This window comes from Halomonas sp. DQ26W, assembly GCF_003339685.1.
Lineage (GTDB): Bacteria > Pseudomonadota > Gammaproteobacteria > Pseudomonadales > Halomonadaceae > Halomonas.
The window spans coordinates 76893-94327 of sequence record NZ_QPKI01000002.1; the positions used below are offsets into that span (position 1 = coordinate 76893).

A 17435-nucleotide genomic window follows, 5' to 3' on the forward strand; every position below is an offset into this window, starting at 1 on the left:
CCTGTCGCTCTTCTCTTTATCCTGTGCGATCAGTCCCTGAGGTTCTCACGGGTCTGGAGGTAGTCAAATTCACCCACGTCGTGGAACGGACGTACCAGATTCTGGAAGGCCTGGTAGGACTCGTAGACCTTGGCGGAATCCGGATCGTTCTCCACCTGATTCTGAATGACCTGCTGCGAAGACTCGTAGAGCGCCTCGACGACATCATCGGGGAAGGTGCGCAGCTGGACACCGTGTTCTTCCACCAGGGTGTCCAGAGCCTGGGCGTTGCGATAGGCGAACTCGCTGATCATCGCCAGGTTGGAGGCTCGGGCCGCCTCGGTCACTACCGCCTTGAGATCATCGGGCAGTGCATTCCAGGCATCCAGATTGACGGTTCCCTCCAGTACCGCAGTGGGCTCGTTCCACGGTGAAGTGTAGTAATAGTCGGCGACCTGGTGCAGGCCGAAAGCCATGTCGTTGTAGGGACCGACCCAGTCGGCGGCGTCAAGTACACCGGTCTGCATTGAGGTAAATATCTCACCGCCCGCCATGTTGACGGTGGTGACGCCGATGCCATTCATGGCTTCACCAGCCAGGCCAGGCAGGCGCAGCTTGAGCCCCTGCATGTCCTCTAGCGAGTTGATCTCCTCCTTGAACCAGCCGGCCATCTGCGCACCGGTGTTGCCCACGGGGAAGGGCTTGAGGTTGTGCTTGGCGTAGATTTCGTCCCATAGTTCCTGGCCGCCGCCATAGTAGAGCCAGGCGTTGGTTTCGGTGGTGTTCATGCCGAAGGGAACCGCCGTGAAGAACTGTGACGCAGCGACCTTGCCTCGCCAGTAGTAGGCAGCGGAGTGGCCCATTTCAGCGGTACCGGCGGCGACGGCATCGAAGACTTCCATTGCCGGAACCAGCTCACCGGCGCCGTGAACGCGCACACGCATGCGGCCGTTGGAGAGCGTCTCGATGCGTTCGGCAAAGTCATTGGCACCGGTGCCCAGGGCGGGGAAGTTGGTCGGCCAGGAAGTGACCATGTCCCAGGTGATGGTCTCCTGCGCGCTGGCCGTGGATACGAAAGTGGCTGTCACGAGGCCGGCGGCACCGAGGCCGACGGTCTTGAGACTGTTCTTGAGGAAAAAACGACGTTGCATGGCGTACGTGACTCCAAGGGTGATTATTCTGATTCGCGTCTTATGGCTGCGCGATGTGTCCGCCTGAGAGTATGCGTAAGGACAAATTAGGCAGCAAGCGCGCTTTTTGACGTAGACGTCAACGTACCCAGGTAGCGTAGCCGTAACGCGGCGTTTCCCTATAGCGGGGTGAGCTTGGCAAACCCCAACACCAGCCACTTGTCACCATCACCTTCGAAGCTGACCTGGACCCGGGCTCGCTCCCCGTCGCCCTCGGCGTTGAGGATCACCCCTTCGCCGAACACCGGATGCTGGACCCGCTGCCCCAGGCTGAGGCTGGGGAGATCGCCACCGCCGTTGACCGAGGTCTGGCGTGAGAGTCCAACCGCCGGGCGCATCGCCGTGACCGGACGGGAGATCTGTCCGCGCAGACGTACCTCTTCCATGTACTCGTCGGGGATCTCGCGCAGAAAGCGCGAGGCCCGCTGAAAGGTCTCCTTACCGTGCATGCGCCGGATCTCGGCATAGGTCAGGTAGAGCTTGCGCATGGCCCGGGTCAGGCCCACATAGCAGAGCCGGCGCTCCTCCTCGAGACGCCCGGGCTCCTCCAACGACATCTTGTGGGGAAACAAACCCTCCTCAACCCCGGCGATGAACACCACCGGGAACTCCAGCCCCTTGGCGGAGTGCAGCGTCATCAGCTGCACGCTATCCTCGAATTCGTCGGCCGCATGCTCGCCGGCGTTGAGCGCCGCCTCGGAGAGAAAGGCCTCCAGTGCCACGCCGCCCTCTCCCGTCTCCGGCGGCTCGAGCACCTCGCCCTGGGTGAAGGCGCGGGCGGCATTGATCAGCTCCTCTAGGTTTTCGACCCGCGCCTGCCCCTTCTCGCCCTTCTCATTGCGGTGGTGCTCGACCAGGCCCGAATGCTCGATCACATGGGCGATGATCTCGTGCAAGGACATGCCGGCGGTCTCGTTGTCCAACCGTTCGATGAGGTCGGCGAACACCTGAATGGCGTTGCCGGCGCGCCCCTTGAGCGACGCGTCGGCAAGCCCGTCATGCAGGGCCTGCCACAGCGCGACGTCGGCATGACGGGCTCGTTCGCGCAGAATCTCCACGGTGCGGGTGCCGATGCCCCGGGCCGGCACGTTGATGATGCGCTCCAGCGAGGCGTCGTCATCGCGATTGAGCAGCAGACGCAGGTAGGCCAGGGCATTGCGGATCTCGAGGCGCTCGTAGAAGCGATGGCCCCCGTAGATGCGATAGGGCATCCCCTGGCGGATCAAGGTCTCTTCCAGCACCCGCGACTGGGCGTTGGAGCGGTAGAGAATGGCGATCTCGCGGCGATGGTAGCCCTCGTCGACCTTCTCCTTGATGGTATCGACGATGAAGCGCGCCTCATCCAGGTCGTTGAAGCCGGCATAGAGCGAGATCGGCTCGCCGCGGCTGCCAGCCGTCCACAGCTCCTTGCCCATGCGATCGGCATTGTGGCTGATCAGGGCATTGGCGGCTTCAAGTATGGCGCTGGTGGAGCGGTAGTTCTGCTCCAGGCGCACGGTACGGGTATCGCGAAACTCCTGCTCGAAGCGGCGGATATTCTCTACCCGCGCACCGCGCCAGCCGTAGATGGACTGGTCGTCGTCGCCGACCACCGTCATCGGTGTCTTCATGCCGGAGAGCAGCTTGAGCCAGGCGTACTGCAGGGTATTGGTGTCCTGGAACTCGTCGACCAGCACATGGCCGAAGCGCTCCTGATAGTGGGCCAGCAGCGTCGGGTTGTCGCGCAGCAGCTCCAGGCTGCGCAGCAGCAGCTCGCCGAAGTCGACCAGCCCGCCGCGCTCGCACGTCAACTGATAGCGCTCATAGAGATCCACCATCTGTGCCAGGTAGGCATCGCCATGGGCATCCACCTGGTGCGGCCGCAGCCCCTCCTCCTTGCAGCCGGAAATGAATGACTGCACCTGGCGCGGCGGATAGCGCTCGTCATCGACGTGATTCTCCTTGAGCAGGCGCTTGACCAGGCGCAGCTGGTCGTCGGAGTCGATGATCTGGAAGTGCTGGGGCAGGCGGGCGTCCTGCCAGTGGGTACGCAGCAACCGATGGGCAATGGAGTGGAAGGTACCGACCCAGACGTTGCGCAGCGACAGTCCCTGTAGCGCCTCAAGGCGGGTGCGCATCTCACGGGCCGCCTTGTTGGTGAAGGTCACGGCGAGCACGGCGTAGGGCGACAGGCCCTCGACCTGCATCAGCCAGGCGATGCGATGCACCAATACCCGGGTCTTGCCCGAGCCGGCCCCGGCCAGCACCAGCATGTTGCCCTGGGGAGCACTGACCGCCTCGTGCTGGGCCGGGTTCAACTGATCGAGAATCGCCGTGACGTCGTCCATGGGAAGGGTACTGCCGCTCGAAAAATGAGCGCTCAGCTTAGCATATCCTGAAGACGACTCGGCAGGTGGCTGGCGGAGGCGGCAACGTCAGTGGTTAACGTCAAGCACCGGCAACACCGCCGGGAGTCCTTCGGCCTCCAGTCGTGAGCTGAAGCTTCCTCCGACAGTGCGTGGCACCATTGGTGGAGAGGATCGCTGTTGGAGCGCTGGTTTCCATCGCGACTGGCGCCGTCAGGCGCCTTGGCGGAGGCCGCAGTGTTATCCCCAACGCTGGGCTACGGCTTGCCTTCCTGCTCCGGAAACCTTAGCGGCGTCAGGCTCTTCTTCACCGCCTTTAGCTGCTCGGCAAGCCTTGGGCCGCGGGTCTTGGCTACCCCTACCGCCAGCACGTCGACCAGCACCAGATGGGCGATGCGCGAGCTCATCGGGGTGTAGATCTCGGTATCCTCGTGCACGTCGATATACAGCGGCAGGGTCACCTCCTCGGCCAGCGGCGAGCCGCTGGGGCACAGGCCAATCACCGTGGCACCGGCCTCGCGTGCCAGGCGCACACTGGCTACCAGCGCCCGGGTCCGGCCAGTCTGGGAGATCGCCACGACCACATCGCCCTCCTTGAGGGTCACCGCCGACATGTTCTGCATGTGCGGGTCGGCGTAAGCGGCGGTGGAAATCTGCAGACGGAAGAACTTGTGCTGGGCATCGAAGGCCACCGCCCCCGATGCTCCAAAACCGTAGAACTCCACCCGATTGGCCATGGCCAGCGCCTGGATGGCCCGGCTCAGGGCCTCGTTGTCCATCCGATCGCGCACCGACAGCAGGGTGCCCACGGTGGAGTCGAAAATGCTCTGGGAGAATTCGGCCACCGAGTCGTCATCGTTCATCGAGAACTGGGCGAACTGACTGCCGGAAGCCAGCATCTGTGCCAGCTTGAGCTTGAAGTCTTGAAAGCCGTTGCAGCCCAGCGCCCGGCAGAACCGCACCACGGTGGGTTCGCTGACCTTGGCCTCGGTCGCCAGATCGACGATGCGCATATGGATCACTTCGTCAGGATTGCGCAGAACGTAGCGCGCCACCTTCTGCTCGGAGCGACGAAAGTGCTCCATGCGGCGTCTCATTTCATCGAACAGGGCGCGGCTCACGCTGAACTCCTTGGTTGGCAATCGCAGGGCTCAGTATGCCCCATCACGAAGCCGATATGGAATTTCGGCCACGTTGCGTGAAATGGCCCACTTAGTCATCATCCTGTCAAGTAAGGTATAGTAGAAATGTCGGGGTGCCATCGTGCTGGCTGCCGGCATACCGACAGCGGTAAGGAAGACGATACGAAAAAGAAGTAGAGGGAGAGTCGGTCATGAGCAAGATCGAACGCGTAACTTCGGTCAAGAGTGAGCTACTCGACATCTTCATGAGCTTGAAAGTCGCCGAACACGAGAGACGCTCACGTACCGCCGCTCAGCGCAACCTTAGGGCGCGTCGCGGCATCGAACTGCACAACGAATTCAAACAGTTGGAACGGCACATCGCCGATCTAGCCGAAGACGAAAAGCATTGACGACGGCCGCCTGTCGGCGACCGTCCAAGGAATTCGCTCAAGCCCCGTCTAGCGGGGCTCGGGGACCTGTTACCCCAGCAAGCTGTTGATGAACACCAAGATCACGCCCAACGGCGTAATATAGCGCGCCACGACATACCAGACCGTCTCCCAAGAGCAGCGACTGCCTTTTCCAACGAAGGCCCTCTGGGCTGCAAGGAAATGGGTATTAACAAGAGGCGCATGAGGGCTCTGCCCATGAAGCGCAACGACGGTTATCCGCCGCGAGGACAAGGTTAAAAAGAGTTTTCCCCTGTTTTATCCACAAGTAGCGCCACGCTACCCGGTTGGGAAATGACGCAGCTCGAACAACTGAACGAAAAAGCAAATCAGAGGCGGATTCCCCGTGGAAAACACGTGTAATGGGCTTCTCGGCCTTTCTCATCGAGCCAGAATCAGACCAAAATGATCATTGACCGGCCATGTAAAAAGTGGTCAATAGGCGAGAATTAGGCGGTTGCCGCCAAGAGTTATCAACAGATGGTACAAGGCAAGAAATCATCCCGCACCTGCCGGAGATCCAACCGAAGGCGACATTCGACGCTCAGTGGTAACCCATGGAAACGAATCTCAACCTTGCGCTTTTCGGACGTATTAATTGACGATCATGCTGACCATGGCCTTCAGCCTGGTGCTGCACGGTAAGACCCGGCGCATCGGCCGATACCTGCTGCTGCTGGCCCTGCCCGTAGCCTGGGCACGCCTCTTCCTCGGCGTTCACTTTCCCCAGGACATGCTGGGCGCCACCCTGCTGGCCGCAGCAATGGCCCTGCTGGTTGGGGCCAACCACAACTGGCTGATACTGCCCTTCTATCATCGTGTCGCGAGACGACTCTACCACCTGCTCTTCGCGCCGCTGATTGCCCGAGGCTGGGTGAGGCGCTGAGTCCTCTGTCGAGCTCGGCGCCGTCAGGGGGCTATTCGACGGTAACGGACTTCGCCAGGTTGCGCGGCTGATCCACGTCGGTACCCTTGAGTACCGCCACGTGATAGCTCAACAGCTGCAGCGGAATGGTATAGAGAATCGGTGCCAGGGCATCATGCACATGGGGTAGTCTGAGCACGCGTATGCCCTCTTCCTCTTCCAGCCCCACCGCTTCGTCGGCAAAGACGAACAGTTCGCCGCCACGGGCTCGCACTTCCTGGAGATTGGACTTCAACTTGTCGAGCAGTTCGTCGTTGGGCGCCACCGAGATAACCGGCATTTCGCTATCCACCAGGGCAAGGGGCCCGTGCTTGAGCTCACCGGCGGGATAGGCCTCGGCATGGATATAGGAGATCTCCTTGAGCTTCAGTGCGCCTTCCAGTGCAATGGGGAAATGCACGCCCCGGCCAAGAAAGAGCGCATGGTGCTTTTCGGCAAAGGCCGTCGACAGCGACTCAATCTTGTCATCCAGTTTCAACACCTGCGACACCAGCCGGGGCAAGCTGCGCAGCCCGGCCACCAGTTCTTCCTGGAGAGCAGAGGAAAGCCCCTTGATCCTGCCCAGAGCCAGGGTCAACAGCATCAGGCCGGTGAGCTGGGTGGTGAACGCCTTGGTCGAGGCCACGCCAATCTCGGGACCGGCCTGGGTCATCAGGGTCAGATCGGATTCCCGCACCAGCGAACTGCCCGGCACGTTGCAAATCGCCAGGCTTCCCAGGTAATCCTGCTCGCGGGCGAAGCGCAGCGCAGCCAGGGTGTCGGCGGTCTCGCCGGATTGTGACAGCGTCACGAACAGGGTGCCTTCGGGGACGACCACCGTCCGGTAGCGATACTCGGAAGCCACCTCCACCTGAACCGGAATACCGGCATAGCGCTCCAGCCAGTAGCGCGCCACCATCCCGGCATGATAGCTGGTACCACAGGCCACGATATGGATCTGCTGGACACGCTCGAACAGCGCCTCGGCTCCGGGGCCGAAGCTCTCCACCAGTACCGACTTGTCGCCCAACCGGCCTTCCAGTGCCGCGGCGATCACCGCCGGCTGCTCGAAGATCTCTTTCTGCATGAAGTGGCGGTAGTTGCCCTTGCTGGCGGCACCGTCGGCGTATTCGAATGTATGAATTTCATGATCGACTGCCTGGCCACGATCATCGAAGACATCGATGCGACCCCCATCGGATAGGCGAACGACATCGCCCTCCTGCAGGTAGATGAAGCGATCGGTGACCTGTAGCAAGGCCAGAGGGTCCGAACCCAGAAAGGCCTCGTCGATCCCCACCCCTACTACCAGGGGGCTGCCCTTGCGCGCCCCGACGATGACATCAGGCTCGTCAGCATGCATCACCGCCAGGGCATAGGCACCCTCCAGCCGCTTCAGTACTCGCTGAACCGATACCAGCAGGCCATCGCCCCGACGATACTCACGCTCCAGCAGGTGGGCCACCACTTCGGTATCAGTCTGTGACTCGAAGACATAGCCGGATTCCCTGAGTTCGTCACGCAGTCTCTCGTGATTCTCGATGATGCCGTTATGCACCACCGCGAGCCGCTCGCCCGAGGCGTGGGGGTGCGCATTGGCCTCGCTGGGCTTACCGTGGGTGGCCCAGCGGGTGTGAGCGATGCCGCAGTGACCGGATAGCGGCTCGCAGCCAAGCCGCTGCTCAAGTGCCGCTACCTTGCCCAGCGCCCGGCAGCGCTGCAGCCCCTGCGAGTCGAGTACTGCCATGCCGGCCGAGTCATAGCCGCGATACTCCAGGCGCCGCAGCCCCTCGAGCAGGATATTCTGCACATTGCGCTGGGCAACGGCACCAACGATTCCACACATCGCGCTTTCCTCAGTAATCCTTTGCCTTGGTGGGACGCGGCCAGTCTGCCTTGGCGATCTGGCGGCCTCGGGAGACAGCCAGTGCATTGTCGGCCACGTCCTTGCTGATCGTCGACCCGGCGCCCACGGTGGCGCCACGGCCAACGCTGACCGGCGCCACAAGAGCGGTATTGGAACCGATGAAGGCCCCGTCGCCGATCTCAGTGCGATGCTTGTTGGCACCGTCGTAATTGCAGGTGATGGTGCCCGCGCCGACGTTGACGTCGCGTCCCAGGCAGGCGTCTCCCACATAGCTCAAGTGGTTGATCTTGCTTCCCTCCCCCACCTCGACGTTCTTGGTCTCGACGAAATTGCCCACCTTGGCACCCACCGCCAGGCGCGAGCCGGGACGCAGCCGAGCGAAGGGTCCGATACGGTTGCGCCCGGCGATCACGGCGCCGTCGATGACACTATGGGCCTCGATCACCGATTCAGCACCGATATGGCTGTCGCGAATCATGCAGTGGGGGCCGATGCGCACACCTTCACCAAGCTCGACATCACCCTCGAAGACACAGCCCACGTCGATTTCCACATCGTGGCCGCAGGTCAACCGGCCGCGCACATCGAGCCGCGCCGGGTCCAGCAGGGCCACGCCCTGGAACATCAGTTGCTCGGCGATGCGAGCCTGGTGCGCCCGCTCGAGCCGCGCCATCTGCAGGCGGTTGTTGACCCCCTCGACCTCCAGCGGGTTGGCAGGCTGTGCGGTGGCGATCGCCACACCGTCGGCCGCCGCCATGGCTATCACGTCGGTCAGGTAGTATTCACCCTGGGCGTTATCGGCCGAGAGCCGGGGGAGCCAGCGCTTCAGCTGTGTGGCGGTCATGGCCATGATTCCGGTATTGCATTCACGCACCAACAGCTCGTGCTCGTTGGCATCCTTCTGCTCGACGATAGCCACGACCTCTCCGTCGTCGTTGCGCAGGATACGGCCATAGCCGCCGGGATCGTCGAGGGTCACAGTGAGCAGGCCCATGCGCGACTCGTTGACCAGGTCGAGCAAAGCCGACAGGGTCTCGTGACGAATCAGCGGAACGTCGCCATACAGCACCAGCACCTTGCCCCGGCCGAGCGCATCAAGAGTTTGGGCTACCGCATGACCGGTTCCCTTCTGTTCCGCCTGCAGGGCAAAGCGCACGGGATATTCGCCGAGTGCATGGCGTACCTGATCGGCGCCATGGCCAATCACCACGTGCATGTGATCGACCTCGAGCCGCCGGGCGGTATCGATGACATGACACACCATCGGTTTGCCGGCCAGCCGGTGCAGTACCTTAGGCCGTTGCGAGCGCATTCGCGTCCCTTGCCCGGCGGCCAGAATCACCACGTCGAGGGTCATCTTGACTCCTTATCCTTGGTTTTTTCCGTATCGCTACAGTCTAACGGATGACACCGTCCGGCGCTGCCCGGGTGAATCGTTAGCGAACCTCTATGTCCATTTCATCCATCTGCAACTGGCCGAAATGATCGGCAAAGGCAGCCGTGGCAACGCTGGCCCAGCCGCCTTCCTCGCGGATCAACATCAACACCTTGAGATCCTGTTCCCTGGCCAGTACCATGCCCTCCTTTTCGCCCAGCACCATCAATGCGGTCGCCCAGGCATCCGCCCAGGCATTGGAGGGATGCGCCACAGTGACCGACGCCAGGCGATGGTCGATGGGCCGACCGGTGCGCGGATCGAGGGTATGCGAGTAGCGCCGGCCCTCCTCCTCGAAGTAGTTGCGGTAGTCCCCGGAGGAGGCCACCGAAATCGCTTCCAGCGGCAGGATATGCTGTGCTTCCTGGCGATCGACCAGCGGCGCCTCGATACCGATGCGCCAAGGCTGGCTCTCGGTATCACGATAGCCACGCACGATCAGGTCACCACCAAGGTTGACCAGGTAGTGTTCGACGCCCTCTCCATCCAGGTAAGCCGCAACCCGGTCGGTGCCATGCCCCTTGGCCACCCCGCCAAGATTGACGAAGACATCGCGCAGCCGCCGTGCCTGCAGGCCATTCTCGTCGATCTCGATGCTGTCCGGACCCACTTCGGCGAGGCGTTCGTTCAGCGTCTCTTCGTCCGGAACCTCCCGGGGGCGGGCCTCGGAGCCAAAGCTCCACAGGTTGACCAGCCCGCCGATGGTCACGTCAAAGGCTCCGTTGCTCGCCTCGGCCACCGATTGACTGATCGCCAGCACCTCGATCAGTTCATTGGAGAGCGGCTGCCATTCACCGACCGGCGCCTGATTGAAGGCGATCAACTCCGAGTCCTCGCGGTAGATCGACATGGCGGCATCCACGCCCTCAAGAACCTCAACCAGCCCCTCCTCGAGCCGCTGCGCGTCTCCCTGGGTCAGTGAGCCGGCAATCGTGACCTGATAGAAGGAGCCGAAGATGGCGCCTTCGAGGAGTACCGGTGACTCCAGAGGACGATCGTTTTCGGAGCAGCCCACCACCAGCAACAGCAGCACCGCAGAGACAAGAAGACGGGGAAGTCGACGCATGATGATGAAGCTCTCCTCGAGAACAGCACGATTTCGCCTTGCGGCTACCAGAAGACCCATAGCAGCCAGAGGCCCAGAATGATTCGATAGACCACAAAGGGCTGCATACCGATCCGTTTGATGAATGTCAGAAAATAGTGAATGCAGACATAGGCGCTGATAGCGGATATTACCGCCCCCACCAGCAGCGCAGAAACCGCGATGGGCTCGGGGTCCCGGATCAGTTCGCTGATCTCAAGGCCACCGGCCAGCACGATCACCGGAATCGACATCAGGAAGGAGAAACGTGCCGCACCCTCCCGGCTCATCCCCAACAGCAGCGCCGCGGTGATGGTGATACCCGAGCGCGAGGTTCCCGGTATCAGCGCCAACGCCTGGGCCCCGCCTATCAGGAGCGCATCCTTAAGCGTGAGTTGGTACTCACTTCTCCCGGAGCGCCGTTTCCAGTCAGCATACCCCAGCAGGAGCCCGAAGCCGATCAGGCTCATGCCGATCACCAGCGGTGAACGCATCACGGTCTCGATGGGTGACTTGAAGAGCAGGGCGGCGAGCCCGACGGGGAAGGTGGCCAGCAGCACCCAAGCAGCAAGCCGCCCATCCGCATCGAGGCCACGACCGCGAACGTAGTCCATCACGCTATCGCCCATGCGCACTAGATCCAGGCGGAAATAGACCACTACCGCCGCGAGGCTGCCCATATGCAGGGCAACATCGAAGGCCAGCCCCTGATCCTCCCACTCGGTCAGCACCGGTACCAGAACCAGGTGGGCGGAGCTGGAAATCGGCAGGAATTCGGTCAGTCCCTGAACGAGAGCGAGTATGGCGACCTGAAGCCAATCCATGTGGCGGTCTCCTGACTGAGAAGTCGTGCGCAGCGGCAGTGGCGTCCGCCAGACGCAGGGATGAAACGTTCAAGAGGATACACGCCCGACCGACGGTTGACACGCCCCCGCCGCTCCGGGAGGCTATGCTTCCCCCCTGTCCACCGCTGCCAACGGAGCCCCCATGGCCGCCGAGATGATCAAGCCAGCCGTCCTGCTCATCGCCATACCCTTCACGATTCTGCTGACAGTCATCCTGATCTTCGTGATTCGCTCACTGTGGACGCGGTACAACGATGACGAATAGTCCGTGGCCGACAGCGCTCAAAGTCCTGTCAGGATCGCCGTGGCAATGGTGAAATAGATCACCACGCCGCAGGCATCGATCAGGGTGGTTACCAGTGGCGCCGATGCAGTGGCAGGGTCCACCTTGAACCGCTCCAGCACGAAGGGCAGGCACATGCCCAGCAGGCTGCCGAACAGCACAATGGTAACCATGCTCATGGCGACTACCATGGCCACCGCCTCACCACCGCGCATCACCCCGATGGGGGCGACCGCCACCGCCATGGTCAGCCCCAGCGCCCCCGCCACCAATAGCTCTCGACCGAGCAGCTTGCTCCAGTCCTTGACTCCGACATCGCCGGTAGCCATACCCCGCACCATCAGGGTGGCGGCCTGGGCCCCCGCGTTACCGCCACTACCGATCAGCAACGGCAGAAAGAACACCAGCGCCACCTGGGCGGCGATGGTGTCCTCGAAGTAGGCGATGCCGGCGCCGGAGAAGAGGTTGGCAAACACCAGCAATACCAGCCAGGTTACCCGCTTGCGATAAAGGCTCCAGATCGGCACCCGGCTGACGCCATCCTCGAGCTGACCGATGGACATCCCCTTGTGGAAATCCTCGGTGGCCTCGGACTCGGCTACGTCCATGGCGTCATCGTGAGTGACGATGCCCACCAGCCGCTCATCGTGGTCGGTGACCGGCATGGCCAGCAGGTCATAACGGGATATCAACCGGGCGACCTCTTCCTGCTCCTCATCGACCGAGATACTGATCACATCCTTGATCATCAGGTCGTCGACCTGGGCCCCGGGTCTGGCCACCATCAGTTGACGCAGCGACATGGTACCCGCCAACCGGCCATCCGCATCGATGATATAGAGCTGATAGACGGTCTCGGCGTCCGGTGCGGTCTGCCGCACCCGCATCATCGCCTGGGACACCGTCATGCCGCTGGGGATCGCCACGTAGTCCGAAGTCATGATCGCCCCGGCAGTGCCCTCCTCGTAGCTTGCCAGTCGCTTGAGGTCCTCGCGCTCCTGGCGCGCCATGCGCCGCAGCAGGGTTTCGCGCCGGTCTTCGCCCAGCAGGTTGAACAGGTCGACCCGCTCGTCCGAGCCCATCTCCTCGAGAATCAACAGCAGCATGTCGTCGGAGATCGCCTCGGCGATCTCCAACTGCTCGTCGCCCGGCAGGTAGCCCAGCACATTGGCCCGGCGCTCGATCGGCAGACAGTCCAACAATCCCAGCACCAGGGGAAGATCATCTTCCTCCTCGGCGATATCCTCTAGAATCTCCGCCAGGTCGGCGGCACGCAGTTCGGGAAGCAGCTCATCAAGGCGCTCCCTTTGCTCTGCCTGGAGAGCCTCCAAGAGCGTATCTTTCTGTTCCTGAAGCGTTTCGTTCAGTGACATGGGCATCTCCTAGCGCCGCCACGAAAGTCTAAGACTTTTTACCAGCACGGGGCATATGAGGACGGTTCGGGAGCGACCCGACGCATGGACGACATCATAGCAGAGACAAAAACGCCCCTCGAACACTGTTCGAGGGGCGTTTTACACGGTAATGGCCAGGTTCAGCCCTTACCGGCCTTCTTGCGCAGTTGCTGAATGGTACGCAGCTGAGCCACGGCTTCAGCGAGTTCGGCGGCGGCGCGGGTGTAATCCAGCTCCGACGACTTTTCGTTGAACGCCTTCAGCGCATGCTGACGGGCTTCCTCGGCGGCGGCCTCATCGAGGTCGCCGGCCCGTGAAGCGGCATCGGCGAGGATGGTGACCACATCCGGCTGCACTTCGAGGAAGCCGCCGGAGACGTAGAAATTCTCTTCCGCGCCACCGCCGTGGATCACCCGAATCGGACCTGGCTGAAGCTCGGTCAGCAATGGAGCGTGCCCAGGCAGGATGCCCAGGTCACCCATCATGCCGGAAGCGACGAGCTGCTCGATCTCACCCGAGAAGATCGCCTCTTCGGCGCTGACGATTTCGCACTTGAAGCTGTTCGCCATAGCGAAGTCCCCCTGGTGGACGGCCTTACTTCATCTGGTTGGCTTTCTCGACGGCCTCGTCAATGCTGCCCACCATGTAGAAGGCCTGCTCCGGCAGATCGTCGTATTCGCCGCCGAGGATACCCTGGAAACCACGAATGGTGTCCTTCAGCGACACGTACTTGCCGGGAGCACCGGTGAACACCTCGGCCACGAAGAACGGCTGCGACAGGAAGCGCTGGATCTTGCGCGCCCGTGACACGGCCAGCTTGTCCTCATCGGACAGCTCGTCCATGCCCAGGATTGCAATGATGTCCTTGAGCTCCTTGTAGCGCTGCAGCACGTTCTGCACGCCGCGGGCGGTATCGTAGTGCTCCTCGCCGACGACCAGTGGGTCCAGCTGGCGCGAGGTAGAGTCCAGCGGATCGATGGCCGGATAGATGCCCAACTCGGCGATGGAACGCGCCAGTACCACGGTGGCGTCCAGGTGCGAGAAGGTAGTCGCCGGCGACGGGTCGGTCAGGTCATCCGCGGGCACGTAGACGGCCTGGACGGAGGTGATCGAGCCGGTCTTGGTGGAGGTGATGCGCTCCTGCAGGACGCCCATCTCCTCGGCCAGGGTCGGCTGATAGCCTACCGCCGAGGGCATACGGCCCAGCAGTGCGGAGACCTCAGTACCGGCCAGCGTATAGCGGTAGATGTTGTCGACGAACAGCAACACGTCGCGGCCTTCATCGCGGAACTTCTCGGCGATGGTCAGGCCGGTCAATGCCACGCGCAGACGGTTGCCCGGCGGCTCGTTCATCTGACCGTAGACCAGCGATACCTTGTCGATAACGTTGGATTCGGTCATTTCGTGATAGAAGTCGTTACCCTCACGGGTCCGCTCACCCACACCGGCGAACACGGAGTAACCGCTGTGTTCGGTAGCGATGTTGCGGATCAACTCCATCATGTTGACCGTCTTGCCCACCCCGGCACCGCCGAACAGGCCGACCTTGCCGCCCTTGGCGAACGGGCAGACCAGGTCAATGACCTTGATGCCGGTCTCGAGCAGCTCGTTGGAAGCCGCCTGCTCGGCATAGGTCGGGGGCTTGCGGTGGATTGGCATGCGCTCGGCCTCACCAATGTCACCGGCCTCGTCGATCGGCTCACCGAGCACGTTCATGATGCGACCCAGCGTCTCCTTGCCCACGGGCACGGAGATGGCAGCACCGGTGTTGGTGACCTCCATGCCACGCTTGAGACCCTCGGTGGAGCCCATGGCGATGGTGCGCACCACGCCGTCGCCCAGCTGCTGCTGGGTTTCGAGCACAGTCTCGACTTCCGAGACCTTCAGCGCGTCGTAGACCTTGGGAACATCGTCCCGCGGAAACTCTACGTCAATCACCGCGCCGATGATTTGTACGATACGTCCGCTCATCTTGGTTCCTCTCAAATACCTGAAAATGAAACCTGCATGCCGGGAGGGCAATCCCTCCCCTGGCGCTATACGGCGGCGGCGCCACCAACGATCTCGGAGATCTCCTGGGTGATGGCGGCCTGACGGGCCTTGTTGTACACCATCTCCAGGTCGTCGATCAGACCGCCGGCGTTGTCAGTAGCGCTCTTCATGGCGATCATTCGCGCTGCCTGTTCGCAGGCGCCATTCTCGACCACCGATTGATAGACCTGCGATTCGATGAAACGAACCAGCAGACTATCGAGCAGCGCCTTGGCATCCGGCTCATACAGGTAGTCCCAGCTACCGGGACGCTTGTTGTCGTCATCATGCGTTTCTGCTCCCATATCGGGAGACAGGGGCAATATCTGCCTGACCACCGGCTTCTGCGTCATGGTGTTGACGAACTCGTTGTACACCACGAACAGCCGATCCAGGCGCCCCTCGTCATACGCATCCAGCATGACCTTGACGCTACCGATCAGATCCTCGACCTCGGGCGACTCACCCAGCCCACTCTTCGCCGCCACCAGGTTACCCCCGTAGCTCTTGAAGAAGCCGCTGGCCTTGCTGCCCAGAGCGCAGAAATCGAGCTCTGCGCCCTTGTCGCGCCATGCCTTGGCATCCCTGAGCACGGCCTTGAACAGGTTGACGTTCAGGCCGCCGCACAAGCCGCGGTCAGTGGAGACCACGATATAGCCGACCCGCTTCGCATCACGCTCGATCATGTACTCGTGACGATACTCGGGGTTGGCGTCGGCAATATGGGCAACGACGTTGCGGATCTGACGGGCGTAGGGCTGACTGGCCCTCATCAGATCCTGTGCCTTACGCATCTTGGATGCAGCCACCATTTCCATGGCGCTGGTGATCTTCTGCGTATTCTTGATGCTCCCGATCTGGGTGCGTATCTCTTTTGCAGCTGCCATAGCGATCTACCTCGTTCTTGCCCCTCAGAAGATGTCCAGGGCCCACCCGCAAGGGGTGGGCCGGCGGAATTACCAGCTCTGAGTGGCCTTGAACTTCTCGAGACCCGACTTCAAGCCTTCCTGGATCTCGCTGCTGTAGTCGCCGGTCTGGTTGATCTTGTCGAGCAGCTCGGCATGTTCGGATTTCATGTAGTCGTGCAGCGCACGCTCGAAATCCAGCACCTTGTTGACCTCGACATCATCCAGGAAGCCTTCGTTGGCGGCGTACAGGGTCACCCCCATCTCGGCCACGGACAGCGGCGAATACTGCTTCTGCTTCATCAGCTCGGTGACGCGCTGACCGTGCTCGAGCTGCTTGCGGGTCGCTTCGTCCAGATCGGAGGCAAACTGCGAGAACGCCGCCAGCTCGCGATACTGGGCCAGTGCCAGACGCACGCCACCACCCAGCTTCTTGATGATCTTGGTCTGGGCCGAACCACCCACCCGCGATACCGACAGACCGGCGTTGATGGCCGGACGAACACCCGAGTTGAACAGGTCGGTTTCGAGAAATATCTGACCGTCGGTGATCGAAATCACGTTGGTCGGAACGAACGCCGAGACGTCGCCACCCTGGGTCTCGATGATCGGCAGCGCGGTCAGCGAGCCGGTCTTGCCCTTCACTTCACCGTTGGTGAACTTCTCGACGTACTCGACATTGACGCGAGCGGCACGCTCGAGCAGACGCGAGTGAAGGTAGAAGACGTCACCCGGATAGGCTTCGCGGCCCGGCGGACGGCGCAGCAGCAGGGAGACCTGACGGTAGGCCCAGGCCTGCTTGGTCAGGTCGTCATAGACGATCATGGCGTCCTGGCCGCGGTCGCGGAAATACTCGCCCATGGTGCAGCCCGCATAGGGGGCCAGGAACTGCATCGGGGCGGGATCGGCGGCGCCGGCGGCGACCACGATGGTGTGATCCATGGCACCGTGCTCTTCGAGCTTGCGCACCACATTGGCAATGGTCGACTGCTTCTGACCGATGGCCACGTAGACGCAGGTGACACCCTTGCCCTTCTGGTTAATGATGGCGTCGATGGCGATCGCCGACTTGCCGATCTGACGGTCGCCGATGATCAGCTCACGCTGACCGCGGCCGATTGGCACCATGGCGTCGATCGACTTGAGACCGGTCTGAATCGGCTCGTCCACCGACTGACGGGTGATGACGCCAGGGGCGACCTTTTCCACCGCGTCGGTCATCTTGGCGTCGATGTCGCCCTTGCCGTCGATGGGGGTGCCCAGCGGGTCGACCACGCGGCCGATCAGTTCGGGTCCCACCGGCACCTCGAGGATACGACCGGTACAGCTGGCGGTCATACCCTCTTCCAGCTGCAGGAAGTCACCCAGTACCACGGCGCCCACGGAGTCGCGCTCCAGGTTGAGCACCATGCCGAAGATGTTGCCGGGGAATTCGATCATTTCACCGAACATCGCATCCTCGAGACCGTGAATCTTCACGATGCCGTCGGAGACGCTGACGATGGTGCCCTGATTACGGGCTTCTGATGCGACATCCAGCTTTTCGATACGCTGCTTGATGATGTCGCTGATCTCGGAAGGATTCAATTGCTGCATGCCA

At 62.0% G+C, this 17435-nt stretch carries 15 protein-coding genes; 3 read left to right on the forward strand and 12 right to left on the reverse strand.

Annotated elements, in window-relative coordinates:
* Positions 1 to 29 precede the first annotated feature (29 nt).
* The 3 genes from DU490_RS01465 to hexR form a co-directional block, all read right to left on the reverse strand.
* Positions 30 to 1130, reverse strand: coding sequence for a TRAP transporter substrate-binding protein (locus DU490_RS01465; protein ID WP_114572566.1), 1101 nt, complete (start codon positions 1128 to 1130; stop codon positions 30 to 32).
* Positions 1131 to 1288: 158 nt separating this feature from the next.
* On the reverse strand, positions 1289 to 3496 hold the full coding sequence (gene uvrD, locus DU490_RS01470) for a DNA helicase II (protein ID WP_114572567.1): 2208 nt from the start codon (positions 3494 to 3496) through the stop codon (positions 1289 to 1291).
* Between the two features lie 275 nt (positions 3497 to 3771).
* Entirely contained in the window at positions 3772 to 4635 is an 864-nt protein-coding gene (hexR, locus tag DU490_RS01475) for a transcriptional regulator HexR (protein WP_114572568.1), read from the reverse strand.
* A 212-nt stretch (positions 4636 to 4847) separates the two neighbouring features.
* Here hexR and DU490_RS01480 point away from each other — a divergent pair, with 212 nt between their 5' ends.
* Both DU490_RS01480 and DU490_RS01490 read left to right on the forward strand, forming a co-directional pair.
* On the forward strand, positions 4848 to 5048 hold the full coding sequence (locus DU490_RS01480; RefSeq protein ID WP_114572569.1) for a PA3496 family putative envelope integrity protein: 201 nt from the start codon (positions 4848 to 4850) through the stop codon (positions 5046 to 5048).
* 646 nt (positions 5049 to 5694) lie between these two features.
* Positions 5695 to 5973: a phosphatase PAP2 family protein gene (locus tag DU490_RS01490; protein WP_258801133.1), complete on the forward strand. Its 279-nt coding sequence runs from the start codon at positions 5695 to 5697 to the stop codon at positions 5971 to 5973.
* Positions 5974 to 6004: 31 nt separating this feature from the next.
* Here the strand turns inward: DU490_RS01490 and glmS are convergent, their stop codons facing one another.
* The 4 genes from glmS to DU490_RS01510 all read right to left on the reverse strand — a co-directional run bounded on the left by glmS (position 6005) and on the right by DU490_RS01510 (position 11201).
* Positions 6005 to 7837, reverse strand: a complete 1833-nt coding sequence (gene glmS, locus DU490_RS01495) for a glutamine--fructose-6-phosphate transaminase (isomerizing) (protein ID WP_114572571.1) — start codon at positions 7835 to 7837, stop codon at positions 6005 to 6007.
* A gap of 10 nt (positions 7838 to 7847) precedes the next feature.
* Positions 7848 to 9215: a bifunctional UDP-N-acetylglucosamine diphosphorylase/glucosamine-1-phosphate N-acetyltransferase GlmU gene (glmU, locus tag DU490_RS01500; protein ID WP_114572572.1), complete on the reverse strand. Its 1368-nt coding sequence runs from the start codon at positions 9213 to 9215 to the stop codon at positions 7848 to 7850.
* 79 nt (positions 9216 to 9294) lie between these two features.
* Complete coding sequence (locus tag DU490_RS01505; protein ID WP_114572573.1) at positions 9295 to 10359, reverse strand: FAD:protein FMN transferase; 1065 nt, start codon at positions 10357 to 10359, stop codon at positions 9295 to 9297.
* Positions 10360 to 10403: 44 nt separating this feature from the next.
* Positions 10404 to 11201, reverse strand: coding sequence for an undecaprenyl-diphosphate phosphatase (locus DU490_RS01510; protein ID WP_114572574.1), 798 nt, complete (start codon positions 11199 to 11201; stop codon positions 10404 to 10406).
* Positions 11202 to 11364: 163 nt separating this feature from the next.
* Here DU490_RS01510 and DU490_RS17385 point away from each other — a divergent pair, with 163 nt between their 5' ends.
* Complete coding sequence (locus tag DU490_RS17385) at positions 11365 to 11487, forward strand: hypothetical protein (RefSeq protein ID WP_258801105.1); 123 nt, start codon at positions 11365 to 11367, stop codon at positions 11485 to 11487.
* 17 nt (positions 11488 to 11504) lie between these two features.
* Here DU490_RS17385 and mgtE read toward each other — a convergent pair whose 3' ends face one another.
* The 5 genes from mgtE to atpA form a co-directional block, all read right to left on the reverse strand.
* Positions 11505 to 12878 (reverse strand): magnesium transporter, encoded by a 1374-nt coding sequence (gene mgtE / locus DU490_RS01515; protein ID WP_114572575.1) that lies wholly within the window; start codon positions 12876 to 12878, stop codon positions 11505 to 11507.
* Positions 12879 to 13039: 161 nt separating this feature from the next.
* Positions 13040 to 13468, reverse strand: a complete 429-nt coding sequence (locus DU490_RS01520; protein WP_114572576.1) for a F0F1 ATP synthase subunit epsilon — start codon at positions 13466 to 13468, stop codon at positions 13040 to 13042.
* A 25-nt stretch (positions 13469 to 13493) separates the two neighbouring features.
* A complete protein-coding gene (atpD, locus tag DU490_RS01525) occupies positions 13494 to 14870 on the reverse strand; it encodes a F0F1 ATP synthase subunit beta (RefSeq protein WP_114572577.1) in 1377 nt (458 codons plus the stop codon).
* Positions 14871 to 14935: 65 nt separating this feature from the next.
* Positions 14936 to 15817 carry a F0F1 ATP synthase subunit gamma gene (atpG, locus tag DU490_RS01530; protein WP_114572578.1) on the reverse strand — a complete coding sequence of 294 codons (882 nt, stop codon included), beginning with the start codon at positions 15815 to 15817 and terminating at the stop codon, positions 14936 to 14938.
* Between the two features lie 69 nt (positions 15818 to 15886).
* Positions 15887 to 17431, reverse strand: a complete 1545-nt coding sequence (gene atpA / locus DU490_RS01535; protein ID WP_114572579.1) for a F0F1 ATP synthase subunit alpha — start codon at positions 17429 to 17431, stop codon at positions 15887 to 15889.
* Positions 17432 to 17435 lie beyond the last annotated feature (4 nt).

Coding starts and splice junctions, on each gene's coding strand:
- DU490_RS01465 (WP_114572566.1), bottom strand. CDS start 1,130: ATGCAACGTCGTTTTTTCCTCAAGAACAGTCTCAAGACCGTCGGCCTC.
- uvrD (WP_114572567.1), bottom strand. CDS start 3,496: ATGGACGACGTCACGGCGATTCTCGATCAGTTGAACCCGGCCCAGCAC.
- DU490_RS01480 (WP_114572569.1), top strand. CDS start 4,848: ATGAGCAAGATCGAACGCGTAACTTCGGTCAAGAGTGAGCTACTCGAC.
- DU490_RS01490 (WP_258801133.1), top strand. CDS start 5,695: ATGCTGACCATGGCCTTCAGCCTGGTGCTGCACGGTAAGACCCGGCGC.
- glmS (WP_114572571.1), bottom strand. CDS start 7,837: ATGTGTGGAATCGTTGGTGCCGTTGCCCAGCGCAATGTGCAGAATATC.
- glmU (WP_114572572.1), bottom strand. CDS start 9,215: ATGACCCTCGACGTGGTGATTCTGGCCGCCGGGCAAGGGACGCGAATG.
- DU490_RS01505 (WP_114572573.1), bottom strand. CDS start 10,359: ATGCGTCGACTTCCCCGTCTTCTTGTCTCTGCGGTGCTGCTGTTGCTG.
- DU490_RS01510 (WP_114572574.1), bottom strand. CDS start 11,201: ATGGATTGGCTTCAGGTCGCCATACTCGCTCTCGTTCAGGGACTGACC.
- DU490_RS17385 (WP_258801105.1), top strand. CDS start 11,365: ATGGCCGCCGAGATGATCAAGCCAGCCGTCCTGCTCATCGCCATACCC.
- mgtE (WP_114572575.1), bottom strand. CDS start 12,878: ATGTCACTGAACGAAACGCTTCAGGAACAGAAAGATACGCTCTTGGAG.
- DU490_RS01520 (WP_114572576.1), bottom strand. CDS start 13,468: ATGGCGAACAGCTTCAAGTGCGAAATCGTCAGCGCCGAAGAGGCGATC.
- atpD (WP_114572577.1), bottom strand. CDS start 14,870: ATGAGCGGACGTATCGTACAAATCATCGGCGCGGTGATTGACGTAGAG.
- atpG (WP_114572578.1), bottom strand. CDS start 15,817: ATGGCAGCTGCAAAAGAGATACGCACCCAGATCGGGAGCATCAAGAAT.
- atpA (WP_114572579.1), bottom strand. CDS start 17,431: ATGCAGCAATTGAATCCTTCCGAGATCAGCGACATCATCAAGCAGCGT.